At 70.7% G+C, this 18,422-nt stretch carries 19 protein-coding genes; 11 read left to right on the top strand and 8 right to left on the bottom strand.

Annotated elements, in window-relative coordinates; genetic code table 11:
• Positions 1-111: 111 nt before the first annotated feature.
• The gene (locus J8M50_RS14915) at positions 112-1,647 is read right to left on the bottom strand and encodes a S8 family serine peptidase (protein WP_010355615.1); all 1,536 of its coding nucleotides are present in this window, start codon (positions 1,645-1,647) and stop codon (positions 112-114) included.
• 357 nt (positions 1,648-2,004) lie between these two features.
• On the opposite strand from J8M50_RS14915, the gene J8M50_RS14920 reads away from it, so the two are divergent.
• The 3 genes from J8M50_RS14920 (at position 2,005) to moaA (ending at position 5,127) form a co-directional block, all read left to right on the top strand.
• Positions 2,005-2,361 carry a DUF485 domain-containing protein gene (locus J8M50_RS14920; RefSeq protein WP_010355616.1) on the top strand — a complete coding sequence of 119 codons (357 nt, stop codon included), beginning with the start codon at positions 2,005-2,007 and terminating at the stop codon, positions 2,359-2,361.
• Positions 2,358-3,980, top strand: a complete 1,623-nt coding sequence (locus J8M50_RS14925) for a monocarboxylic acid transporter (RefSeq protein WP_010355618.1) — start codon at positions 2,358-2,360, stop codon at positions 3,978-3,980. The genes J8M50_RS14920 and J8M50_RS14925 overlap by 4 nt, the downstream gene beginning before the upstream one ends.
• A 157-nt stretch (positions 3,981-4,137) precedes the next feature.
• Positions 4,138-5,127 (top strand): GTP 3',8-cyclase MoaA, encoded by a 990-nt coding sequence (moaA, locus tag J8M50_RS14930; RefSeq protein ID WP_010355620.1) that lies wholly within the window; start codon positions 4,138-4,140, stop codon positions 5,125-5,127.
• Between the two features lie 12 nt (positions 5,128-5,139).
• On the opposite strand, the gene J8M50_RS14935 is transcribed toward moaA, so the two are convergent.
• Positions 5,140-5,358, bottom strand: coding sequence for a hypothetical protein (locus J8M50_RS14935; RefSeq protein ID WP_010355621.1), 219 nt, complete (start codon positions 5,356-5,358; stop codon positions 5,140-5,142).
• Positions 5,359-5,562: 204 nt separating this feature from the next.
• Complete coding sequence (locus tag J8M50_RS14940; protein WP_010355622.1) at positions 5,563-5,946, bottom strand: DUF3099 domain-containing protein; 384 nt, start codon at positions 5,944-5,946, stop codon at positions 5,563-5,565.
• 222 nt (positions 5,947-6,168) lie between these two features.
• Between J8M50_RS14940 and J8M50_RS14945 the strand changes: the two genes are divergently transcribed.
• Positions 6,169-6,447, top strand: a complete 279-nt coding sequence (locus J8M50_RS14945) for a GlsB/YeaQ/YmgE family stress response membrane protein (RefSeq protein ID WP_010355624.1) — start codon at positions 6,169-6,171, stop codon at positions 6,445-6,447.
• Between the two features lie 54 nt (positions 6,448-6,501).
• Here J8M50_RS14945 and tyrS read toward each other — a convergent pair whose 3' ends face one another.
• Genes tyrS through J8M50_RS14960 form a run of 3 tightly spaced genes read right to left on the bottom strand, consistent with a single transcriptional unit; the run spans position 6,502 to position 10,726 of the window.
• Positions 6,502-7,767 carry a tyrosine--tRNA ligase gene (gene tyrS / locus J8M50_RS14950; protein ID WP_010355626.1) on the bottom strand — a complete coding sequence of 422 codons (1,266 nt, stop codon included), beginning with the start codon at positions 7,765-7,767 and terminating at the stop codon, positions 6,502-6,504.
• 44 nt (positions 7,768-7,811) lie between these two features.
• Positions 7,812-9,206, bottom strand: a complete 1,395-nt coding sequence (locus tag J8M50_RS14955; protein WP_010355627.1) for a metallopeptidase TldD-related protein — start codon at positions 9,204-9,206, stop codon at positions 7,812-7,814.
• A complete protein-coding gene (locus tag J8M50_RS14960) occupies positions 9,203-10,726 on the bottom strand; it encodes a TldD/PmbA family protein (protein ID WP_010355628.1) in 1,524 nt (507 codons plus the stop codon). The genes J8M50_RS14955 and J8M50_RS14960 overlap by 4 nt, the downstream gene beginning before the upstream one ends.
• Positions 10,727-10,973: 247 nt before the next feature.
• Between J8M50_RS14960 and fabG the strand changes: the two genes are divergently transcribed.
• The 3 genes from fabG to J8M50_RS14975 all read left to right on the top strand — a co-directional run bounded on the left by fabG (position 10,974) and on the right by J8M50_RS14975 (position 12,980).
• Positions 10,974-11,693 (top strand): 3-oxoacyl-[acyl-carrier-protein] reductase, encoded by a 720-nt coding sequence (gene fabG / locus J8M50_RS14965; RefSeq protein WP_010355629.1) that lies wholly within the window; start codon positions 10,974-10,976, stop codon positions 11,691-11,693.
• A gap of 5 nt (positions 11,694-11,698) precedes the next feature.
• Complete coding sequence (gene fabI / locus J8M50_RS14970) at positions 11,699-12,466, top strand: enoyl-ACP reductase FabI (protein WP_010355630.1); 768 nt, start codon at positions 11,699-11,701, stop codon at positions 12,464-12,466.
• Between the two features lie 157 nt (positions 12,467-12,623).
• Positions 12,624-12,980, top strand: coding sequence for a hypothetical protein (locus J8M50_RS14975; RefSeq protein ID WP_010355631.1), 357 nt, complete (start codon positions 12,624-12,626; stop codon positions 12,978-12,980).
• Here J8M50_RS14975 and J8M50_RS14980 read toward each other — a convergent pair.
• Positions 12,961-13,650 (bottom strand): FadR/GntR family transcriptional regulator, encoded by a 690-nt coding sequence (locus J8M50_RS14980; RefSeq protein WP_010355632.1) that lies wholly within the window; start codon positions 13,648-13,650, stop codon positions 12,961-12,963. The two genes, J8M50_RS14975 and J8M50_RS14980, sit on opposite strands and share 20 nt — an antisense overlap.
• An 84-nt stretch (positions 13,651-13,734) precedes the next feature.
• Here J8M50_RS14980 and J8M50_RS14985 point away from each other — a divergent pair, with 84 nt between their 5' ends.
• The 4 genes from J8M50_RS14985 (at position 13,735) to J8M50_RS14995 (ending at position 16,150) form a co-directional block, all read left to right on the top strand.
• Positions 13,735-15,012 (top strand): CynX/NimT family MFS transporter, encoded by a 1,278-nt coding sequence (locus J8M50_RS14985; RefSeq protein ID WP_010355633.1) that lies wholly within the window; start codon positions 13,735-13,737, stop codon positions 15,010-15,012.
• 47 nt (positions 15,013-15,059) lie between these two features.
• Positions 15,060-15,176, top strand: a complete 117-nt coding sequence (locus J8M50_RS49095; protein ID WP_010355634.1) for an SGM_5486 family transporter-associated protein — start codon at positions 15,060-15,062, stop codon at positions 15,174-15,176.
• A gap of 172 nt (positions 15,177-15,348) precedes the next feature.
• On the top strand, positions 15,349-15,555 hold the full coding sequence (locus tag J8M50_RS14990) for a hypothetical protein (protein ID WP_029184123.1): 207 nt from the start codon (positions 15,349-15,351) through the stop codon (positions 15,553-15,555).
• Between the two features lie 76 nt (positions 15,556-15,631).
• Complete coding sequence (locus tag J8M50_RS14995; protein WP_010355636.1) at positions 15,632-16,150, top strand: SixA phosphatase family protein; 519 nt, start codon at positions 15,632-15,634, stop codon at positions 16,148-16,150.
• Between the two features lie 57 nt (positions 16,151-16,207).
• On the opposite strand, the gene serB is transcribed toward J8M50_RS14995, so the two are convergent.
• Complete coding sequence (gene serB / locus J8M50_RS15000; RefSeq protein WP_010355637.1) at positions 16,208-17,428, bottom strand: phosphoserine phosphatase SerB; 1,221 nt, start codon at positions 17,426-17,428, stop codon at positions 16,208-16,210.
• Between the last annotated feature and the right edge of the window lie 994 nt (positions 17,429-18,422).

Raw genomic sequence — 18,422 nt, forward strand, 5'->3', positions numbered from 1 at the left:
GCCGCCACTGACAATGGCCGACGACAATGGCCGACGCGCACCGACCTCGTAAAACCCGAAAAGGGGCGGTGCGCATCGTCGCACCACCCCTCCCCGGCGTACGGAGAGCTACTACTTGACGGCCTTCAGCGCGCTGACCACGCCCGCCCCGTAGAACCCGTTGTAGAACTTCCCGCCGACACAGGTCGCGTCCACGATCCCGTCGCCGTTGCCGTCGTACGGCTCGGTCGGGCACGCCTGCTTGTCGGCCTGGAGCTTCAGCAGGGCCGTGAGCTGGGCCGGGGACGCCCACGGGTGGGTCGACTTGAGGAGCGCGGCGACGCCCGCGGCGTGCGGCGCGGCCATCGACGTGCCCTGGAGGTAGCCGTAGGTGTTGCCGGGCAGCGTCGAGAGGATGCGGCCGTTCTGGGACGGGGTGTCCGGGATCTGGTACCGGTCGCCGCCGGGCGCCGCGACGTCGACCTGGCCGTAACCGTACGTCGAGTAGTACGACTTGGTGCCCTTGACGCCGGTCGCGCTGACCGTGACCAGGCCCGGCAGCTGCGCCGGGACGTCGAAGCACTTGTGCGGGTCGATCGTGCGGGTCACCGGCGTCGTGTCGTTCGGGCTGGTGGTGTCCTCGATCGCGTCGGAGTCGAGGTCCTGGTTGGAGTTCCCGGCGGAGGCGATGCTGAGGGTGCCCTTGCGCTGGGCGTACGACTGGGCCCGGTTCACCGCGTCGACGACGGCCTTCTGGTCCGGGTCGTCGAGGCAGTTGTAGAGGTACGGGTCGACGTAGTAGCTGTTGTTCGTGATCTCCACGCCGTGGTCGGCGGCGAAGACGAACGCGCAGACGACCGCCTCGGGGTAGAAGAACTGCCCCGAGCCCTGCGAGACGCGGATCCCGGACACCTTGACGCCCGGCGCGACCCCGGCGACGCCGATGCCGTTGCGGGCGGCGGCTATCTCACCGGCGACGTGCGTGCCGTGGTAGTGGCTCGGGTCGGCGGGCCGCCAGGCGCCCGGCGTCGTGTCGGCGACCCCGCCGACGCAGCTCGCGGACTGCGAGGCGGAGAAGTTGGGGGCGAGGTCGGGGTGCGTGTCGTCGACGCCCGTGTCGATGACGGCGACGGTGACCTTCTTGCTGCCGGGGTTGATCTCGGCGGCCTTGTCCGCGCCGATCGCCCGCAGGTCCCACTGGTCGGCCTCCATCGGCTCCTGACCGGCGGTGGCATCGGCGGCGAGCTTCGCGGCCTCGGCCTGCGTCAGCTTCTGGACGGCACCCTCGTCGGTCGTACCGGCCGCCGTCAGCGGCGCCGTACGCGTCGCGCCCGCCGACTGCACGCCCCGCGCCGTGCGTATCTGGGCCGCGAACGCCGGGTTGGCGGAGTGCGCGACGATCACGCCGATCTTGTCGTACGTGATCACGACGGTCCCTCCCGCCGCAGTGACCGCCTTCTTCACCGATGCGATCGTGCGGTGGTCCGCCTTCGTGTTGACGACGTACGTCAGCGTTCCCGCCTCGACAGAGGCCGAAGTGGCCGAGGACGCGGCCGAGTCGACGGGCGCCGCGGTCGCCGCCGTCGGCAGGAAGCCGAGGGACGCGGTCAGCGACAGCACGAGCGGGGCCGCGAGGGCGAGACGGCGTCTCGAAGGCAGATGAGCCATGGGGTCTCCACATCATCCGGGTATGGCGAAGCACCGGGCGCGAGGTTCGCGACCGGGCAGGTACATGACCAGTGGTACGCCCCGAAACTATCCGCCCGACTCGCCCCGCAGCAATGGCTTCCGGAGACCGTGTTCCGGAATCCGGGCACCTGACGGGCGTCGCGGTGGGAGGTCGCGGAGGGGAGCCGGATTCCCCCGACGTCAACTTTCGAAACAACCCGAACGAGTTGAACCAGCCTCAACGCGGCGCCGTGACCTTGGGCAGGAAGCCCGAGGCCGATCGAGCTTCCGTCGTATGCCTGTACATATATGCCTGTACGTCCGTTAGATCCGACCTTCGCAACGCGAGGAGACTCCGTGGCCACCGAGACACCGCCCCCCTCGAAGATCCCAGCGCAGCGGCCATCGGCCGAGGAGTTCGAAGCGGTGCAGGAGAGCGCGGAATTCGGCGAACTGCGCCGCTCCTACCGCTCGTTCGCCTTCCCGCTGACGGTCGGCTTCATCGCCTGGTACCTGCTGTACGTCCTGCTCTCCAACTACGCGGGCGATTTCATGGGCACCACGGTCGTCGGCAACATCAACGTCGCCCTCGTCCTCGGCCTCGCCCAGTTCCTCACCACGTTCCTCATCGCCTGGTGGTACGCGCGCACCGCCGCCGCCAAGTTCGACCCCAAGGCCGAGGCCATCAAGACCCGTATGGAGAACGCCGAATGAGCGCCCTGACCACTCTTGCGGCCACTGGCGCGGCGAGCGAGCACCGCACGCTGATCATCAGCCTGTTCTCGGTGTTCGTCGCCGCCACCCTGGTCATCACCATCTGGGCGGGCCGCCAGACCAAGGACGCCGCCGACTTCTACGCGGGCGGGCGCCAGTTCACCGGCTTCCAGAACGGCCTGGCCGTCGCCGGCGACTACATGTCCGCCGCCTCTTTCCTCGGCATCGCGGGCGCCATCGCCCTGTTCGGATACGACGGTTTCCTCTACTCCATCGGCTTCCTGGTCGCCTGGCTCGTCGCCCTCCTCCTGGTCGCCGAGCCCCTGCGCAACTCCGGCCGCTACACGATGGGCGACGTCCTCGCGTACCGGATGCGCCAGCGCCCGGTCCGGACAGCCGCCGGCACCTCCACCATCGTCGTCTCGATCTTCTACCTGCTCGCACAGATGGCCGGCGCGGGCGTCCTCGTCTCGCTGCTCCTCGGCATCACCAGCGACGCCGGGAAGGTCGGCATCGTCGCACTGGTCGGCCTGCTGATGATCGTCTACGTCACCATCGGCGGCATGAAGGGCACCACCTGGGTCCAGATGGTCAAGGCCGTCCTCCTCATGGCGGGCGCCCTGCTGCTGACCTTCCTGGTGATGCTCAAGTTCGACTTCAACATCTCCGACCTGCTCGGCAGCGCGGCCGACAACAGCGGCAAGGGCGCGGCCTTCCTGGAGCCGGGCCTCAAGTACGGCCTCACCGGCACCACCAAGCTGGACTTCATCTCGCTGGGCATCGCCCTGGTGCTCGGCACCGCCGGGCTCCCGCACATCCTGATCCGCTTCTACACCGTGCCCACCGCGCAGGCCGCCCGGAAGTCCGTCCTGTGGGCCATCGGCCTCATCGGCGCCTTCTACCTGATGACCCTCGCCCTCGGCTTCGGCGCCGCCGCGCTCATCGGGCACGACGAGATCACCGCGTCCAACAAGGCGGGCAACACGGCCGCGCCACTCCTGGCCCTGCATCTGGGCGGCGTCGACTCCAACTGGGGCGCCATCCTGCTCGCGTCGATCTCCGCCGTCGCCTTCGCGACGATCCTCGCGGTGGTCGCGGGGCTCACGCTGGCGTCCTCGTCGTCCTTCGCGCACGACATCTACGCCAACGTCATCAAGAAGGGCAAGGCCAGCGAGAAGGACGAGATCCGCGCCGCCCGCTGGGCCACCGTCGGCATCGGCGCGGTATCGATCCTGCTGGGCGCCCTCGCGCGCGACCTGAACGTCGCGGGCCTCGTCGCCCTCGCCTTCGCGGTCGCCGCCTCCGCCAACCTGCCGACCATCCTCTACAGCCTCTTCTGGAAGCGCTTCACGACCACGGGCGCCCTCTGGTCGATCTACGGCGGCCTCGTCAGCGCCGTCGGCCTGGTGCTGTTCTCGCCGGTCGTCTCCGGCAAGGCCACGTCGATGTTCCCGGACACCGACTTCCACTGGTTCCCGCTGGAGAACCCCGGCATCATCTCGATCCCGGTCGGCTTCCTCCTCGGCATCGTCGGCACCTACCTCTCGAAGGAGGAGCCCGACGCGAAGAAGTACGCCGAGCTGGAGGTCCGCTCCCTCACGGGCACCGGCGCGCACTGACGCCACCGCCCGTGACCCGAAGGGCCGTGCCGCACCCCCTCCGGCGGCGCGGCCCTTCGCACGTCCGGGGACCATTCGATCGTTGTCAGTGCTGTCACGTAGGCTCGCAAGTAACGGAAAGGCAATTCCGATCCATACGGCGGGGGAGGGGACCCGGATGCTCATCGACACCTACGGCCGCAAGGCCACCGACCTCAGGGTCTCCCTGACGGACCGCTGCAACCTGCGGTGCACGTACTGCATGCCCGAAGAGGGCCTGCAATGGCTGGCCAAGCCCGACCTCCTCACGGACGACGAGATCGTCCGCCTGGTCGACATCGCCGTGCGCCTCCTCGGCATCGAGGAGGTCCGCTTCACCGGCGGCGAACCCCTCCTGCGCCCCGGCCTCGTCGGCATCGTCGAACGCGTCGCCGCCCTCGCCCCGCGCCCCCAGATGTCCCTCACGACCAACGGCATCGGCCTGCGCCGCACCGCCGCCGCCCTCAAGGAGGCCGGCCTCGACCGGGTCAACGTCTCGCTGGACACCCTCCGCCCCGACGTCTTCAAGACCCTCACCCGCCGCGACCGCCACCGGGACGTCCTGGACGGCCTGACCGCCGCGAGCGAGGCGGGCCTCACCCCCGTCAAGGTCAACGCCGTCCTGATGCCGGGCTTCAACGAGGACGAGGCCCCCGACCTCCTCGCCTGGGCGATCGAGCACGCCTACGAACTCCGCTTCATCGAGCAGATGCCGCTGGACGCCCAGCACGGCTGGACCCGCGATGGCATGGTCGCCGCCGGCGACATCCTCACGTCCCTGCGCACCCGCTTCGACCTCGCCCCCGAGACTCAGGACGAACGCGGCTCGGCCCCGGCGGAACGCTGGCTGGTGGACGGCGGCCCCTACAAGGTCGGCGTCATCGCCTCGGTCACCCGCCCCTTCTGCGCCGCCTGCGACCGCACCCGCCTCACCGCCGACGGCCAGATCCGCACGTGCCTGTTCGCCCGCGAGGAGACGGACCTCCGTACGGCCCTGCGCGAGGGCGCGTCCGACGAGGAACTGGCGAAGATCTGGAGCGTCGCGATGTACGGCAAGAAGGCGGGCGCGGGGCTGGACGACCCGTCGTTCGTGCAGCCGCAGCGGCCGATGTCGGCGATCGGAGGCTGATACGGGGGCCGGTCAGGACCCTTCGGGAGCTTCCCAGTCCTCGAATTTGACGACGTCCTTCAGGAACCCCCGCACCCCCAGGAACTGCGACAGATGCTCGCGGTGCTCCTCGCACGCCAGCCACGTCTTGCGCCGCTCCGGCGTATGGATCTTCGGGTTGTTCCAGGCCAGCACCCACACAGCGGCGTCGCGGCAGCCCTTGGCCGAGCAGATGGGGGTTTCGTCAGTCACAGCGCAGTCCCGCATACCCGTACACAAAGGCGACGCCGAGCAGCCACGGGGGGAGCTGCCCGGCGTCGGTCCGTCGCTCCGACGGGGGATGCGGAGCGCGTAGGAAGTATGTCACGGCGATGCGCTCGCACGGGACTGGAACAACATGATTGATCTGAGCTTTTCTTGAGCCTTGTCCACAGCGGACGGACAGTGCGTTCACTGCTACCGACCGGTAGCGCCCGGCCCCGCGTCAGCCGCCGAGGACGGCGCCGGCGATTCCGGTGAGCGCTCCGCAACGGGCGGTCCCGCCAGCCGCGCCCGCCCCGGCGAGGGCACGAACGTCGACGGCAGCCCCGGCGCGTTCTCCCGCCCCGCGTTCGCGATCACGACCGCGATGTACGGCAGCAGGATCCCGAGGGCCAGCGCGACCATCGCGACATGCCGCTCCACGTTCCACAACAGCGCCGCGAGCACCACCGACACCGTCCGCACGGACATCGAGATGATGTACCGCCGCTGCCGTTTCCTCACGTCGTCCTGCAAGCCCTGCCGCGCCCCGGTGATCCGGAACACCTGGCCGTTCCCCTCGGCACCCTGCTTCCGCATCACATTCCACCGTCCGCCCGCCTACGACTCCCCCCGGGCACGGAACCGGCCCCGGGCGTCCTCCACGTTACGCCGCACCTGCGCAGCCTTCGAGACCGGGGCATCTCCGGGCCGGGCGATCCTTCTGCGCCGACCCGGGTACGCCGGTCTCGACATGCGGCGTACGGAGACCGGACCGACACTGGGTCCAATGCTCACGTCGATCCGTACAAGGAGGCAGCCATGGGCTGGTTGTGGGCGATCATCGTGGGGTTCGTGCTGGGCCTGCTCGCGAAGGCGATCATCCCGGGCAAGCAGCACAGCCCTCTCTGGCTGACCACCATCTTCGGCATCCTCGGCGCGATCGCCGGCAACGCCCTCGCCCGCGCGGTCGGCATCGACGCGACCCGGGGCATCGACTGGGGCCGCCACGCGTTCCAGCTGATCGCGGCGGTGGTGATCGTCTTCCTGGGCGACATGGCGTACTCGGCGACGCTGGGCAGGAACAAGCAGAGAACCTGACATGAGAGAAGTGGTCCCCGGAATCCGGGGACCACTTCTTCGTCGTACGTCGGCTCAGCCGGTGAACTCCACCGCCGCGAGGTTCTTCTTCCCGCGCCGCAGCACCAGCCACCGCCCGTGCAACAGGTCCTCCTTCGCCGGTACGGCGTCCTCGGAGGCGACCTTCACGTTGTTCACGTAGGCGCCGCCCTCCTTGACGGTCCGGCGTGCGGCGGACTTGCTGGCCACGAGACCGACCTCGGCGAACAGGTCGACGACGAGCCCCAGTTCGGCGACCCGGACGTGCGGCAGCTCGGAGAGCGACGCGGCGAGCGTCTTCTCGTCGAGGTCCGCCAGCTCGCCCTGCCCGAACAGCGCCTTGGACGCGGCGACCACGGCCTCCATCTGGTCCGCGCCGTGCACCAGCGTGGTCAGTTCCTCGGCGAGCGCCCGCTGAGCGGCACGCGCCTGCGGACGCTCCTCGGTCTGCCGCTCCAACTCCTCGATCTCCTCGCGGGAGCGGAAGCTGAAGATGCGCAGGAACTTGGAGACGTCCCGGTCGTCCGCGTTCAGCCAGAACTGGTAGAACGCGTACGGCGTCGTCATCTCCGCGTCGAGCCAGACCGTCCCCGACTCGGTCTTGCCGAACTTCGTGCCGTCCGCCTTCGTGATCAGCGGCGTCCCCAGTGCGTGCACCTCGGCCTGCGGCTCGACCCGGTGGATCAGGTCCGTGCCCGACGTGAGGTTGCCCCACTGGTCGCTGCCACCGGTCTGCAGCGTGCAGCCGTAGCGGCGGTACAGCTCCAGGAAGTCCATGCCCTGGAGGATCTGGTAGCTGAACTCCGTGTAGCTGATGCCCGCGTCGGAGTTGAGCCGCCGGGAGACGGCCTCCTTGGCGATCATCTTGTTGACCCGGAAGTACTTGCCGATGTCCCGCAGGAACTCGATGGCCGACATGCCCTGGGTCCAGTCCAGGTTGTTGACCATCAGCGCGGCGTTCGGTCCCTCGAAGTCGAGGAACCGCTCGATCTGCCCGCGCAGCCGCTCCACCCAGCCGGCCACGACCTCGGGCGCGTTGAGCGTGCGCTCCGCTGTCGGCTTCGGGTCGCCGATCAGGCCCGTCGCCCCGCCGACCAGGCCGAGCGGACGGTTGCCGGCCTGCTGGATCCGCCGCATCGTCAGGATCTGCACGAGGTTGCCGAGGTGCAGGCTGGGCGCGGTCGGGTCGAAGCCGCAATAGAACGTGACAGGACCGTCCGCGAACGCCTTGCGCAATGCGTCCTCGTCAGTGGAGAGGGCGACCAGCCCGCGCCACTTCAGCTCGTCGACGATGTCCGTCACGGTTCTCTTGTCTCCTCGCGATGTACCGGTAATCAGGTACGAGGTTATACGCCCTGGCTGACAGAGCTCATATTGAAATCCGGCACCCGCAGCGCCGGCATCGCCGCCCGCGTGAACCAGTCGCTCCACTCCCGCGGCAACGTCTTCTCCGTACGCCCCGCCTCGACCGCCCGCCCGAGCAGGTCCACCGGCGACTCGTTGAACCGGAAGTTGTTGACCTCCCCGACGACCTCGCCGTCCTCGACGAGGTACACCCCGTCCCGGGTGAGCCCGGTGAGCAGCAGCGTCGCCGGGTCGACCTCGCGGATGTACCACAGGCACGTCAGCAGCAGCCCGCGCCCGGTCGCCGCGACCATCTCGTCCAGGGACTGCGAGCCGCCGCCGTCCAGGATGAGGTTGTCCCCGCCGGGAGCGACCGGCAGCCCCGTCAGCGCGGCGCTGTGCCGGGAGGTGACCAGGTTCTTCAGCTCGCCGTTCCCGATCCACTCGGTGGCCCGCACGGGCAGCCCGTTGTCGAAGACGGACGTGTCGCCGCCGGAGGAGTGCGCGATGACGAACGGCGCGGATTCGAGCCCCGGCTCGTGCGGGTCGCTGCGCAGCGACAGCGGCAGCTCCGTGAGCCGCTCACCGAGCCGCGTACCGCCGCCCGGCTTCGAGAACACCGTCCGCCCCTCGGTCGCGTCCCGCCCCGACTGCGACCACATCTGGTAGATCAGCAGGTCGGCGACGGCGGTCGGCGGCAGCAGCGTCTCGTACCGCCCGGCGGGCAGCTCGATACGCCGCTCGGCCCAGCCCAGCCGTACGGCCAGCTCGGCGTCCAGCGCCGCCGGGTCGACGTCCTTGAAGTCCCGCGTTGAGCGGCCGGCCCACGCGGAGCGCGTACGGTCGGGCGACTTGGCGTTCAGCTCCAGCGTGCCGTTCGGCTGGTCGTGCCGCAGCCGCAGCCCCGTCGAGGTGCCGAGGTACGTCGAGACCAGCTCGTGGTGGGCGAAGCCGTACAGCTCGCGCCCGCCCTCCCGCGCGCGGGCGAACGCCTCGCCCAGCGCGGGCGCGAAGTCCGCGAACACGGCGGACGACGTCTCGGCGGGCGCCTCCACGAACTCCGGCGAGGCGGGCGTCCCCGACACCAGCGGCTGCGCGTCCTCGGCGGGACCGGCGGCGCGCGCGGCGTCCTCGGCGGCCCGGACGAGGGACTCCAGCTCGTCGCTCGTGACGGCGGCCCGGGTCACCACGCCGGACGCGGTGCCCTCCTTGCCGTCCACGGTCGCGATCACGGTCAGCGTGCGCCCGCGCGTGACGCCGTTCGTGGTCAGCGCGTTGCCCGCCCAGCGCAGGTTCGCCGACGACTGCTCGTCCGCGATGACGACACACCCGTCCGCACGGGACAGCTCCAGGGCCCGCTCGACGATCTCGTGCGGCTTGCTGACGGCGGCACTCATCGCCCGGCCTCCTGCGTCGTGTTGAGAATGTTGACGCCCTTGAAGAGGGCGGACGGACAGCCGTGCGACACCGCCGCGACCTGCCCCGGCTGGGCCTTGCCGCAGTTGAAGGCGCCGCCCAGGACGTACGTCTGGGGACCCCCGACCGCCGTCATCGACCCCCAGAAGTCCGTGGTCGTCGCCTGGTACGCGACATCCCGCAGCTGGCCGGCCAGGCGGCCGTTCTCGATGCGGAAGAAGCGCTGGCCGGTGAACTGGAAGTTGTAGCGCTGCATGTCGATGGACCAGGAGCGGTCGCCGACGACGTAGATGCCGCGCTCGACGCCCCCGATGAGGTCCTCCGTGGACATGCCCGCCGGGTCGGGCGCCAGCGACACGTTCGCCATGCGCTGGACCGGGACATGGCCCGGCGAGTCGGCGTACGCGCACCCGTTGGAGCGCCCGAGCCCCGTCAACTTCGCGATCCGCCGGTCGAGTTGGTACCCGACGAGCGTGCCCTTCCGCACCAGGTCCCAGGACTGGCCCGCGACGCCCTCGTCGTCGTACCCGATCGTCGCGAGCCCGTGCTCGGCCGTGCGGTCGCCGGTGACGTTCATCAGCTCGGAGCCGTACCTGAGCTTGCCGAGCTGGTCGAAGGTCGCGAAGGAGGTCCCGGCGTACGCGGCCTCGTAGCCGAGCGCGCGGTCGAGTTCCGTGGCGTGGCCGATGGACTCGTGGATCGTCAGCCACAGGTTGGAGGGGTCGACGACGAGGTCGTACAGGCCCGCCTCGACGCTCGGCGCGCGCATCTTCTCCGCGAGCAGCGACGGCAGCTCGGCGAGTTCGGTGTCCCAGTCCCAGCCGGTGCCGGTGAGGTACTCCCAGCCCCGGCCGGCCGGCGGCGCGAGCGTGCGCATCGAGTCGAACTCGCCGCTGGACTCGTCGACGGAGACGGCCGTGAGCTGCGGGTGCAGTCGTACGCGCTGCTGCGTCGTCACCGTCCCCGCCGTGTCGGCGTAGAACTTGTTCTCGTGGACGGTCAGCAGCGAGGCGTCCACATGGTCGACGCCGTCCGCCGCGAGCAGCCGCCCGCTCCACTCCCCGAGCAGCCCGGTCTTCTCCTCGTCCGGCACGGAGAACGGGTCGATGTCGTACGCCGACACCCACGTCTTCTCGGCGTGCACCGGCTCGGCCGCCAGCTCCACCCGCTCGTCGGACCCGGCGGCCCGGATGACCTGCGCGGACAGCTTGGCCATGGCGACGGCCTGCGAGGCCACCTTCGCGGCGGCGTCCATGCTCAGATCCACCCCCGAGGCGAACCCCCAGGTCCCCCCGTGCACGACCCGGACCGCGTACCCCAGATCCGTGGAGTCCGACGACCCGGCCGGCCGCCCGTCCCGCAGCCGCCACGCCGCACTGCGCACCCGCTCGAACCGGAAGTCCGCGTGCTCGGCACCCAACGCGCGCGCACGCGCGAGCGCGGCGTCCGCGAGGGGGCGTAGGGGGAGAGCGAGGAACGATGGATCGATCTCATGGGGCACGAGTGGAATCCCTTCGGGGTGCTCGCCTGTGAGGACCGTCGCAGGCAGTGAATCATGTCCCACCACGCGCGTTCCCCCGAAATCCGGCCCCCGGCGCCGACTGTAGGAACCCCACAGCCAGGTTCATGACCCACTGTCGGTGCCCGAATGTCCGTGAAAGGGAGCGGGCGGATAGGTTTTCGGGGAAGCCGCCTGTCGCTCGCTGGGCCGGGCGGGTGTGTCAGACCTCTATCGAAAGGGTGATCCGTTGAGCCGCTCGGTTCTCGTCACCGGAGGCAACCGGGGCATCGGCCTCGCCATCGCCCGCGCATTCGCCGACGCCGGCGACAAGGTCGCGATCACGTACCGCACGGGTGAGCCTCCGGAGGCCCTCACCAAACTGGGCTGCCTGGCGGTCAAGTGCGACATCACCGACCCCGAGCAGGTCGAGCAGGCGTACAAGGAGATCGAGGAGCGGCACGGCAACGTCGAGGTGCTCGTCGCCAACGCCGGCGTCACCAAGGACCAGCTCCTGATGCGCATGTCCGAGGACGATTTCACGTCGGTCATCGACACGAACCTCACCGGCACCTTCCGGGTCGTCAAGCGCGCCAACCGCGGCATGCTGCGCGCCAAGAAGGGCCGCGTCGTCCTGATCTCCTCGGTCGTCGGCCTGTACGGCGGCCCCGGCCAGGCCAACTACGCCGCCTCCAAGGCCGGCCTCATCGGCTTCGCCCGCTCCCTCGCCCGCGAGCTGGGCTCCCGCAACCTCACCTTCAACGTCGTGGCCCCCGGTTTCGTCGACACCGACATGACCAAGGTCCTCACCGACGAGCAGCGCGCCGCCATCGTGTCCCAGGTGCCGCTCGGCCGGTACGCGCAGCCGGAGGAGATCGCCGCCGCGGTGCGGTTCCTCGCCTCCGACGAAGCCTCGTACATCACTGGAGCCGTCATCCCCGTTGACGGCGGACTGGGAATGGGTCACTGATCACCATGAGCGGAATCCTCGACGGCAAGCGCGTCCTGATCACCGGCGTGCTGATGGAGTCCTCCATCGCCTTCCACGCCGCCAAGCTGGCCCAGGAGCAGGGCGCCGAGATCATCCTCACGGCGTTCCCCCGGCCGACGCTCACCGAGCGCATCGCCAAGAAGCTGCCGAAGCCCACCAAGGTCATCGAGCTGGACGTCACCAACGACGAGCACATGGGCCGGCTGGCCGACATCGTCGGACAGGAGCTCGGCGGCCTCGACGGCGTCGTCCACTCCATCGGCTTCGCGCCGCAGGACGCGCTCGGCGGCAACTTCCTCAACACGCCGTTCGAGTCCGTGGCCACGGCCATGCACGTCTCGGCGTACTCCCTGAAGTCGCTCACCATGGCCTGCCTGCCGCTGATGCAGAGCGGCGGCTCCGTCGTCGGCCTCACCTTCGACGCGCAGTACGCCTGGCCGCAGTACGACTGGATGGGCCCGGCCAAGGCCGCGCTCGAAGCCACCAGCCGTTACGTCGCCCGCGACCTCGGCAAGCAGAACATCCGCTGCAACCTCATCTCCGCCGGCCCGCTCGCCTCCATGGCCGCGAAGTCGATCCCCGGCTTCAGCGACCTGGCCGCCGTCTGGGACCACCGCTCCCCGCTGGAGTGGGACCTCAAGGACCCGGAGCCGGCCGGCAAGGGCATCGTCGCCCTGCTGAGCGACTGGTTCCCGAAGACGACGGGCGAGATCATCCACGTGGACGGCGGTCTGCACGCGATCGGCGCGTGACGCTGCGTCTCGTTCTCACCGAGGGTCCGTTTCCGGGAGCCGTCTCCCGGGTACGGGCCCTCACCCGTTCGGCCCTCCAGACCGGGCGCCCTGAGGTGGTCGCGGCACAGGCTGGGAGTACGCCTGTAGGAGTACGTCTCTCCCAGGAGGTTCCCTTGTGCGCCTGTCCCGCAGCGTCACCCCTGCGATAGCCGCCGTCGCCCTGCTGCTGTGCCTGCCGTACGAAGCGCTGCCCCACACGCGGGTGCCGCCGGAGAGACCGTCACCTCCCGCGCGCGTGCAGCTGTTCGGCGCCGAGTGCCGTACCGGAGTGACGGGCTCCCAGGTCGTCGCCTGGTGCCACAACCCCTACCCCGACACGGACCGCGTCCGCCTGCACATCGAGTGCGCGCGCTGGTGGGACATCGATACGGACACGCCGCCCGCCGACGCGGGCCCCGCCAGGACCGTACGGCTGACCGGCCGGTGCTGGAAGGAGATCCGGGCGGTGTGGGTCAGCCACCAGCGAGTCTGACCGTCCCGAACCTGCACCCGAACGCGTGCCCCGCGGCCTCCACCGCCGCCCCCTGCGCGTCCCCCGCCCGGATCGCCTCGATCAGCCGCGCGTGCTCCACGTACGACCCCGGCGACAGCTCCGACCCCACCTCGTCGCGCAGGAAGTCCCGCAGCACCTCGCCCAGATCGGCGTACAGCGCGGTCATCGCGTCGTTGTGGGACGCCGCCACCACCGCCAGGTGCAGCGTCGCGTCCGCCGCCACGAACGCCTCCCGCTCCCCGGACGCCCACGCCTCCTCCCGCCGCGCCAGCAGCGCGTCCAGCTGACGCAGGTCCTTGTCCGTACGGCGCTCCGCGGCCAGCCGCGCCGCGCTGGACTCCAGGGCCGCGCGCAGCTCGGCGATGTGCCGGGGGTCGGCACCGGCGAAGCGGCGCTGCATGACACCGGCGAGTTCGCTCGTCGCGACGACGTACGTCCCCGAGCCCTGCCGGATGTCGAGCAGGCCGTTGTGGGCGAGCGCGCGGACCGCCTCGCGGACGGTGTTGCGGGCCACGCCCAGCTGCTCGACCAGCTCGGGCTCGGTGGGGATGCGGGAGCCGACGGGCCACTCACCGGAGGTGATCTGCTGGCGCAGGGCCGCGATGACCTGTTCGGAAAGGGCGGAGCGGCGGGGGTGGGTCAGGGCCATGGGACACCTTCGCACGGGAGGGGCGGGGTGGACGAGGTGTCCGGAGCTGGACAGGGAATCATCCTATGATTCTATGATGGGTGCATGGTGAGCAAGACGGCACGGCGGACGACGGTCCCGGCACCCCCAGCGCACACGGCACCGGCCACACCGAGCCCGCCCGCCTGGACGAAACGGCTCCTCGTCCTCGCGATCGTCCTCACCGCCGTCAACCTCCGCCCCGCCATCACCAGCCTCGGCGCGCTCCTCGAAGAGGTCCGCGACGGCATGGGCATGAGCGGCGGCGTCGCCGGCCTCCTCACGTCCGTACCGCCCCTCTGCTTCGCCGTCTTCGGCATCACGGCCCCGCGCCTCGCGAACCGCTTCGGCGCCACCCGGATCGTCGGCGCGGGCCTGATCGCCCTCACGGCGGGCCTCCTCCTGCGCCCCTACGCCGGCGGCGTCCCCGGCTTCCTCGCCGCCACCGCCCTCGCCCTCATGGGCATAGCCGTCGGCAACGTCCTGATGCCGGTCATCGTCAAACAGCACTTCCCGGACCGGGTGGGCCCCATGACGGGCGTGTACTCGATGGCCCTGGCCCTCGGCACGGCCACGGCGGCGGCGATCACGGTCCCGCTGACGGGCGCGATGGGGGAGGGCTGGCGGGTCGGGCTCGTGGTGTGGGCGGGGCTCGCGGGGGTGGCGGTGGTGCCGTGGGTGCTGTTCGGGCGGGGGGTACGACGGGCTGGTGCGGATGCGGGGGCCGTCGCGCCTGCGCGTTCACGTGAGGCCGAGCCCCTGCGGATCACCCGCAGCCGTACCGCCTGGGCGCTCGCCGTCTTCTTCGGGCTCCAGGCCACCGGCGCGTACGTGACGATGGGCTGGCTGCCGCAGATCTTCCGGGACGCCGGGGTGTCGGCGGGCACCGCGGGGCTGCTCCTCGCCGTCACCATGGTGCTGGGCGTGCCCCTGGCCTTCGTCATCCCCCGGCTGGCCACGCGGCTGCCGCACCAGGGGCCGATCGTCGTCGCGCTCGGCGTCTGCGGTCTCGCGGGGTACACGGGTCTGTACGCCGCTCCCGCCGCCGGCGCCTGGCTCTGGGCCCTGCTCCTCGGGGTCTCCAACTGCGCCTTCCCGCTCGCCCTCACGATGGTCGGCATGCGGGCCCGGACGGGGGCGGGCGTGGCCCGGCTCTCGGCGTTCGCCCAGAGCGTCGGCTACCTGATCTCCATCCCCGGCCCCCTCCTGATCGGCGTCCTCTACCAGTCCACCGGCGACTGGCACGTCCCCCTGACCCTCATGGCCCTCCTCCTGGTCCCCCAGACCGCGGTGGGCGTCCTGGCGGGCCGCAAGCGCACGGTGGAGGAGGAACTGGCCGCCTGAGTCACCCCGGCCCCCACTCCCCTCGTACCGAGTGCGAAACTGGTCGTATGCCTCTGCTCGACCCGAATCCGCAGAACGGCCAGCGGAAGATGCTCATCGTCTTCGGCTCGTTCTTCGCCATCTTCATCGTGATCGCCGTCATCGCCACGATCGCCTCGCCCTGACCCACCCACCCCCGGGGACACCGGGGGTGGGGTTAACCCCCCGTCCCCTAGGGGGTGAGGGTCAGGGTGAAGTGGGTGGAAGTCCGGATGGGCCGGCCCTTGCGACTTGCGTACCTTCGAGATGTGGCCGTGGGAGACGGCCGCGGACCACTCGAAGCGCTGCGGAGGAACCATGCCGGCCCGTTCCCACACCCGCCCCCACCCGGCGACCACGGGCGGCGCGGACATCCGTATCCCCTGGTGGGCGCTGGCCCTCCCGATCCTCGCGTTCCTCGTCCTGCTGGGCATGGTCCTGAACCCGTCGGACACCCAGGCGGCGGCCACGCACCCGACGGTGACGCAACTGCTGGAACGCCTCCAGCAGCTGATGACGAGCTAGGCGACCCGCTCGAACACCCCCCGAACCCGGTCAACTCCCCGAGCCCGGTGGCCTGTTTCATGCGAAGCTGGGACGTATGAGCGTTGAAGAACCCCGCAAGATCGTCCTCCTGCGACACGCGAAAGCCGACTGGAACGACGGAGACGACCACGAGCGACCCCTGGCGGAGCGTGGCCGGAAGGACGCCCCCGTCGCGGGCCGCAGACTGACGGACGCGGGATTCAGCTTCGACCTGGCTCTGTGCTCGACGGCGGTCCGCACGCGGGAGACGTGGAAGCTCGCGGTCGGCGAACTCCCGGAACGCCCGAAGACGGTATACGAGGAGCGGGTCTACGAGGCGTCCCTGGGCGAACTGATCGCGGTGCTGAACGAGACGCCGGACGACGTACGCAGCCTGATCCTGATCGGCCACAACCCGGGCGTGCACGCCCTCGCGGACGCGCTCGCGGGCGGGGCGGAGGGCGACCTCCTCGCGAAGATGAACCGCACCGGCTTCCCGACCTCGGCCTTCGCGGCGCTGACCTTCGAGGGCTCCTGGAAGAGCGTCGAGCACGGGGTCGGCAAGCTGGTCGACTTCTGGGCGCCGAGCGCCTGACCGGGCCGGACCCCGGGAGCCCGGCCCGCCCGCAGCGGCGCCGGGCTCTTGAGCGGCTCAGTCCTCGTCGTGCGTGTCCGCCGCCTCGACCTCTTCCCGGGTGACGCCCAGCAGGTACAGCACGGTGTCGAGGAACGGCACGTTGACGGCCGTGTGCGCGGCCTCCCGGACGACCGGCTTCGCGTTGAACGCGACGCCGAGACCCGCCGTGTTGAGCATGTCGAGGTCGTTCGCGCCGTCCCCGATGGCGACGGTCTGCGCGAGCGGTACGCCCGCCTCCGCCGCGAACCTCCGCAGCAGCCGCGCCTTGCCGGCCCGGTCGACGATCTCGCCGGTGACCCGCCCGGTCAGCTTCCCGTCGGCGATCTCCAGCGTGTTGGCCTGCGCGAAGTCGAGCCCGAGCCGCTCCTTGAGGTCGTCGGTGACCTGCGTGAACCCGCCGGACACGACCCCGACCTGATACCCGAGCCGCTTCAGCGTACGGATGAGAGTCCGGGCACCCGGCGTGAGCCGGACCTCCTCACGGACCTTCTCCACCACCGACGCGTCGAGCCCCGCGAGCAGCTCCACGCGCGCGTGCAGCGACTGCTCGAAGTCCAGCTCACCCCGCATCGCAGCGGCCGTGACCTCCGCGACCTGCTCCTCACACCCGGCGTGCGCCGCGAAGAGCTCGATCACCTCGTCCTGGATGAGCGTCGAGTCGACGTCCATGACGATCAGCCGCTGGGCCCGCCGGTGCAGCCCCGCCGCGACGACCGCGATGTCGACGCCGAGCGCCGCCGCGTCCGTGACGAGCGCGGTCCGCAGCGGTTCCGTCTCGACGCCGGAGACCGCGAACTCCACCGCCGTCACGGGGTACTTGGCGAGCCGGAAGATACGGTCGATGTTGCCGCCGGCCTTGGTGATCCGCGCGGCGACAGCGGCCGTCGCCTCGGCGGTCAGCGGATGCCCGAGCACGGTCACGAGCGAACGCCCGAGCCCACGAGGCCGGTTGTCACCGAGACCGGAGATGATCTCCGCCTGCATCTTCATCGACTCGGCCCAGCTGTGCACGGTCGACCGCAGCTCCCCCTCCAGCCCCCGAGGCGGCTCGGTGACCAGCGCACACAGCACCATCCGCCCCCGGGTCACCACCTGCTCGATATCAACCACGTCAACGCCGTAAGCGGCCAGCGTGTCGAACAACCCGGCCGTGATACCGGGCCTGTCCTTGCCGAAGATCTTGACGAGAAGAGTGGGAACGTCCGAGGCCAGGGCCTGAGTCTGCGTATCGCTCATGGTCCCTACACGGTAACCGCCCTCTCTCCCCCCGCGCCGCCCAGGTCCGACAGTCGGACGGAAAACACTGAACGACGAGAGGATGACGGACGTGCTACGGCGGCTGCCCACCCCACCACCCCGCACCCGCCTCCCTGTTCCTACGGGCACCGCACACCTACCAACCCGCGCCCGCTTTCTCACACCTGCGCAGCCGAGGCCAGCCACCCCACACGGCACCACCACAGACCCACACCCCGCTTCCCCCAACCCGCACAGCGCGTCCGACAGCGCCCCACAGCCGCACCCAGCAGCACAGCACCCCCACGTGCCTCACCCAGCTTGCGTAGCTGCGGCCAGCCGCACCCCACCTGCCCGCACCTGCGCCTGCGCAGCCGAGGCCAGCCGCGCCGCCCGGCGCCACCACAGACCCGCACCCCGCTTCCCTCAGCTCGCGCGGCGCGTCCGACAGCGCCCCACAGCCGCACCCAGCAGCGCAGCACCCCCACTCACCCGCACGTGCCTCACTCAGCTCGCGCAGCTGAGGCCAGCCGCGCCGCACCCCACTTGCCCGCACTTGCCTTCTTGCGCCTGCGTAGCCGCGTCCAGCCGCGCTGCGGCGCCCACCGGCCCGCGCTCGTTTTCCTGCGCCTGCGTAGCGCTGAGGTCAGCCGCGCTGCCCGGCGCCACCACAAACCCGCGCCCCGCGCAGCACCCCCACCGGCCCGCACCTGCCCCACCCAGCCCGCGCAGCTGTGGGCAGCCGTGTGCCGGACCACCTGCCGCCCCGTACCCGCCCCACCCCTGCCCTAGCTGCGGGCAGTCGTGCCGGACCACTCGCCGTCCTGCACCCGCCTCACCCCCTGCCGCAGCTGCGGCCAGCCGCACCGCACCACCCGCCGTCCCGCACCCGCTCCACTTGCCCCGCGTAGCTGCGGGCAGTCGTGCCGCTAGGGGCGGCACGGGTGGGCGCAGCGGCACCCCGCAAGCGCGGGCAAGCTCCAACGCCCCTACC

The sequence above is a fragment of the Streptomyces acidiscabies genome, from assembly GCF_020010905.1.
Taxonomy (GTDB): domain Bacteria; phylum Actinomycetota; class Actinomycetes; order Streptomycetales; family Streptomycetaceae; genus Streptomyces; species Streptomyces acidiscabies.